The organism is Kitasatospora sp. NPDC059747, from assembly GCF_042732955.1.
GTDB lineage: Bacteria > Actinomycetota > Actinomycetes > Streptomycetales > Streptomycetaceae > Kitasatospora.
Genome location: NZ_JBHWGV010000017.1, coordinates 59,735 through 64,404, shown reverse-complemented (window position 1 = coordinate 64,404; position 4,670 = coordinate 59,735). Strand labels below are relative to the sequence as shown.

Below are 4,670 nucleotides of genomic sequence, written 5' to 3'. Positions count from 1 at the left end.
TCTCCTCTCGCTCGCGCTCGCGCCCCCGCGCCTCGTCGGCTCGCAGACTCTCTGGACCGCCGGCGCGTCGGCGCCGGCCGCCGCCGCCCCCGCGCCCCCCCCCCCCGTCCGGCGGTCCTGCGCGCTCAGCCCTCGTGCTCGGCGTACAGGACCGCCGTCGTCTTCGGGCTCAGCAGCGCGACGATGCCCGCGAGCCCGAGCAGGCCGACCAGCACGCCGACGCCGATCATCGCGCCGCCGCTCTTCACCATGTAGTAGGCGACCGGCAGGCAGATCGAGTTGGTCAGCACCGCCGGACTGCGGCCCCAGCGGCGCCCCTTGAGCAGGGCCAGGGCCGCCAGCACCGGCAGCACGCCGAGCAGCACGATGACCGCGCCGCCGAACTCGTTCAGGGCGAGCTGCTTGGCCTGGCCGGACAGCGCGGACACCATGTCCGAGACGCCGACGACGGCCAGCGCGGCGCCCTCCAGGGCGGTGATGGCGGCACCGGCGGTCAGGGCGACCGGGCGGGCCCGGCCGGCCGCGGGCGCGGACGCCGGGGGTACGGGGGCGGAGGATTCTGCGGTCACTCCAGCAGGGTAGCCGCCGGTTGGTCCGTACCGACCCGTAGGCTTTCCCCATGCGCGCTCTCCTGGTCGTGAACCAAAAGGCCACCACCACCAGTGGCCGCACCAGGGACGTACTGATCCACGCCCTGCGCAGCGACCTCAAGCTGGAGGTGGCGGAGACCGCCTACCGCGGCCACGCGCGCGACCTGGCCCGCGAGGCCGCGGAGGACGGCACGGTCGACCTGGTGGTGGCACTGGGCGGCGACGGGACCGTCAACGAGGTGGTGAACGGGCTGCTGTCGCACGGCCCGGGCGAGAAGGTCCCGCGACTGGCCGTGGTGCCGGGCGGTTCGACCAACGTGTTCGCCCGCGCGCTGGGCCTGCCCAACGATCCGGTGGAGGCCACCGGGGCGCTGCTGAACGCGCTGGAGCACGGGCGCGAGCGCCCGATCGGCCTGGGCAAGGCGATGACCGGCGGACTGCCGGACCGCTGGTTCACCTTCACCGCCGGCCTCGGTTTCGACGCCGGGGTGGTCGGCCGGGTCGAGGAGCAGCGCAGGGCCGGGCGCAAGTCCACCCACGCCCTCTACATCGGCCAGGCGGTCCGGCACTACATCACCCAGCGTGAGCAGCGCCGTTCCGGCCCGGTGGCCCTTCGCCTGCCGGGCCACGAGGCCGTTCCGGGCCTGGTGCTGGCGATAGTCAGCAACACGTCGCCGTGGACGTTCCTGGGCAACCGCCCGGTCTACCCCTCGCCGCTCGCCTCCTTCGACACGGATCTCGACGTCTTCGGCATCACCCGGATGACCGCGTTCGGTACTGCTCGAACGGTCCGTCAGATCCTGCGGTCGTACGCGCCTTCGAGCGACGGCGCCCCGTCGGCCGGGCCCTCCGGGAAGCACGTCGTCTCCTATCACGACGTCAGACACTTCACCTTGGTTTCAGAGGAACCAGTGCCGTTTCAGGTCGACGGGGACCATCTTGGAGACAGGAGTCGCGTCAGTTTCACAGGCGTACGGCGGGCACTGCGTGTGATTGTGTGACCGGAAGTGGGGTTCGCCCTTCTTCTCGAACGCACAAGCCCCCTTCACTCCATAGAAGTACTGGCTGTGAGCTAGGCGACACCGAAGAATCAAAAATTCCTCCCCGAAGGGGGTTGTATCCGAGCCCGAGGTTTGCGAACCTCTACATGGCGATCGGGACACATCGCAGCGACGGCAACCTCAGCACCTGACGGAGGCCGACCGCGGGGCGTCCCTCGAATCGCCGAATCCCTCCCCAGCACAGACCACCCGGGCCCGGCGGGCCTTTGGTCTCTTTTGCTGTTGCGGGATTCGTGAAAGCGTTCACATTCACAAGCCATCGATTATGCCGATCAGGGCCACCCCCGTCGGCAGGAGGAGTTGGACGACCATGGACTGGCGCCACCGCGCTGTCTGCCGCGAAGAGGACCCGGAGCTGTTCTTCCCGATCGGGAACACCGGTCCTGCTCTGCTGCAGATCGAGGAAGCCAAGGCCGTGTGCCGCCGCTGTCCGGTCATGGAGCAGTGTCTGCAGTGGGCTCTTGAGACCGGCCAGGACGCCGGCGTCTGGGGCGGCATGAGCGAGGACGAGCGTCGCGCGATGAAGCGTCGTGCCGCCCGCAACCGCGCCCGCACCGCCTGATCACACGCCGTAGTACCAGCAGTGACCGCAGTACCGATCAACACATGATCAAAGGCTTCCCTGCAGTTCCTGGTGAAGCCTTCCGCACAAAGGACCTTGCTCGGCAAAGTCCTGCGACACCGGTCCGTCCAGCCACTTGATACTGTTCACTTAGAGCAATATTGTGGAGCTGAGGCGCTCACCGTGTGCAACGCACCGAGCGGTGTCGCATCACCCAGAGCCCCCGTTCCGGCCGACTCCCCCCGACGGCCGGAACGGGTTGAGAGGCCCTGTCGACCCACCCCCCCCGGTCGACAGGGCCTCGTTTCTGTTTCCGCGCCCGGTTGCCGGCTGCCACCGGGGCGCGCGGAGTGCGCACCCGGCGCTTCGGCCGGGCGCACGCCCCGACGCGCACCACCACGCATCGACCCATCGGGTCGGCGGATCAGGTCGGCGGATCGGGTCAGCGCACCGGGATCTCCAGGATCACCTTGGTGCCGCCGTTCGGCCCGGCCACCATGTCGAAAGTGCCGCCCAGCTCGCCGGTGGCGAGCGTGCGCACGATCTGCAGGCCGAGGTTGCCCGCCGTCTGGGGGTCGAAGCCCTCGGGCACGCCCCGGCCGTCGTCCTGCACGGTGATCAGCAGGTACTCCTCCGGCCGGGCGCCGCCGTTCCAGCTGTCCGACCAGCCCATGCCGGTGGCCGGAGCCCGGCCGCGCAGCGCGCTGACCTCCAGGTGGCCGGAGGCGCTCGGACCGAAGGCGTGCTCCAGCGCGTTCTGCAGCAGTTCGGTCAGCACCATCGACAGCGGGGTGGCCACCTCGGCGGACAGGATGCCGAAGCTGCCGGTGCGGCGGGTCTCCACCCGGCCGTCCTGGGACAGCTCCATCACCATCGCGAGCACCCGGTCGGCGATCTCGTCGAAGGCCACCTGCTCGTCGAGCGCCTGGGAGAGCGTCTCGTGCACGATCGCGATCGAGCCGACCCGGCGCACCGCCTCGTCCAGCGCGGCCCGGCCGGCCTCCGACTCCATCCGGCGCGACTGCAGCCGCAGCAGGGCCGCGACGGTCTGCAGGTTGTTCTTCACCCGGTGGTGGATCTCCCGGATGGTCGCGTCCTTGGTCATCAGCTCGCGGTCGCGGCGCCGCAGTTCGGTGACGTCCCGGCAGAGCACGAGCGAACCGGTCAGCGTCCCCTTGGGCTTGAGCGGGATCGCCCGCAGGGTCACCACTCCCCCCTGCACCTCGATCTCGGTCTGCCGCGGCGCCCACCCGCTCGCCAGCTTCACCAGCGCCTCGTGCACGGCCGCGCGCGACGGCGGGACGAGGTCGGCGGTGGCGCGGCCGAGGTGGCTGCCGACCAGGTCGGTGGTGAGGCCGAGGCGGTGGTAGGCCGAGAGCGCGTTGGGGCTCGCGTAGGTGACGATGCCGTCCGCGTCGAGGCGGATCAGGCCGTCGCCGACGCGCGGGGCGGCGTCCATGTCGACCTGCTCGACGCCCGGGTACGGGAAGCTGCCGGCGGCGATCATCTGGGCGAGGTCGGAGGCGCTCTGCAGGTAGGTGAGCTCCAGCCGGCTGGGGGTGCGGACGGTCAGCAGGTTGGTGTTGCGGGCGATCACGCCGAGGACCTTGCCCTCGCGCCGCACCGGGATGGACTCGACCCGGACGGGCACCTCCTCGCGCCACTCCGGGTCGCCCTCGCGCACGATCCGGCCCTCGTCGAACGCGGCGTCCAGCAGCGGGCGGCGGCCCCGCGGGACGAGGTGGCCGACCATGTCGTCCTGGTAGGAGGTCGGGCCGGTGTTGGGCCGCATCTGGGCCACCGAGACGTACCGGATGCCGTCCCAGGTGGGGATCCACAGCACGAGGTCGGCGAAGGAGAGGTCCGACAGCAGCTGCCACTCCGAGACCAGGTTGTGGAGCCAGTCCACGTCGGCTCCGGTCAGGGTGGTGTGGCGACGGACGAGTTCGTTCAGCGAGGGCACATGGCGAGGGTATCGCCGCCGGTCGGGCGGGGGCGCGGCGGACCGGGGAGTGGACCGGCCGGCCCCGCGCCGACCCCGCGCCGACCCCGGGGAGTTGTTTAGACCAATGTGCCGAGCGGCCTGGACAACCGAGATTGGTCTAGTCCACAATGGAAGGGCACCAAGGAGAGGCCCACCGCGCAACTGCCCTGACCGCGCGCGGCCGCTCCTCGGTCGGACGCCACCGAGCGAGGACCCCGCACAGTTCTCGGTCGACTCCGGTGCCCGACGACAGCTCCGGGCTGCGGTGCCGCATGGGTTGAGGGTCCCGTGTCGGCGCCGTGGCCCGTAGTGCTTTCCGGGTGCGGTGCCCCCGGGAACCCCGACCATGTCCCGCCGCTCAAAGAACCGGCCCCCCCGGCCCCCGGGGGTGGGGGGGGGGCCGGGTGTGGGTATGGCGGGAGTAGAAGTTGCGGCCGGTGGGCAGCACGTTGACCAGGCCGCGCAGCGGGGAG

At 71.0% G+C, this 4,670-nt stretch carries 4 protein-coding genes; 2 read left to right on the top strand and 2 right to left on the bottom strand.

What is annotated here, in order from left to right; genetic code table 11:
- Nucleotides 1-125 precede the first annotated feature (125 nt).
- On the bottom strand, nt 126-569 hold the full coding sequence (locus tag ACFV4G_RS10325) for a hypothetical protein (RefSeq protein ID WP_380438544.1): 444 nt from the start codon (nt 567-569) through the stop codon (nt 126-128).
- Between the two features lie 50 nt (nt 570-619).
- Here ACFV4G_RS10325 and ACFV4G_RS10320 point away from each other — a divergent pair, with 50 nt between their 5' ends.
- Together ACFV4G_RS10320 and ACFV4G_RS10315 are read left to right on the top strand one after the other, a co-directional pair.
- Nucleotides 620-1,591 (top strand): diacylglycerol/lipid kinase family protein, encoded by a 972-nt coding sequence (locus ACFV4G_RS10320; protein ID WP_380438542.1) that lies wholly within the window; start codon nt 620-622, stop codon nt 1,589-1,591.
- Nucleotides 1,592-1,961: 370 nt separating this feature from the next.
- Nucleotides 1,962-2,213: a WhiB family transcriptional regulator gene (locus ACFV4G_RS10315; RefSeq protein WP_014138019.1), complete on the top strand. Its 252-nt coding sequence runs from the start codon at nt 1,962-1,964 to the stop codon at nt 2,211-2,213.
- Nucleotides 2,214-2,655: 442 nt separating this feature from the next.
- Here ACFV4G_RS10315 and ACFV4G_RS10310 read toward each other — a convergent pair whose 3' ends face one another.
- Nucleotides 2,656-4,176 carry a sensor histidine kinase gene (locus tag ACFV4G_RS10310; protein WP_380438540.1) on the bottom strand — a complete coding sequence of 507 codons (1,521 nt, stop codon included), beginning with the start codon at nt 4,174-4,176 and terminating at the stop codon, nt 2,656-2,658.
- Nucleotides 4,177-4,670: the final 494 nt, after the last annotated feature.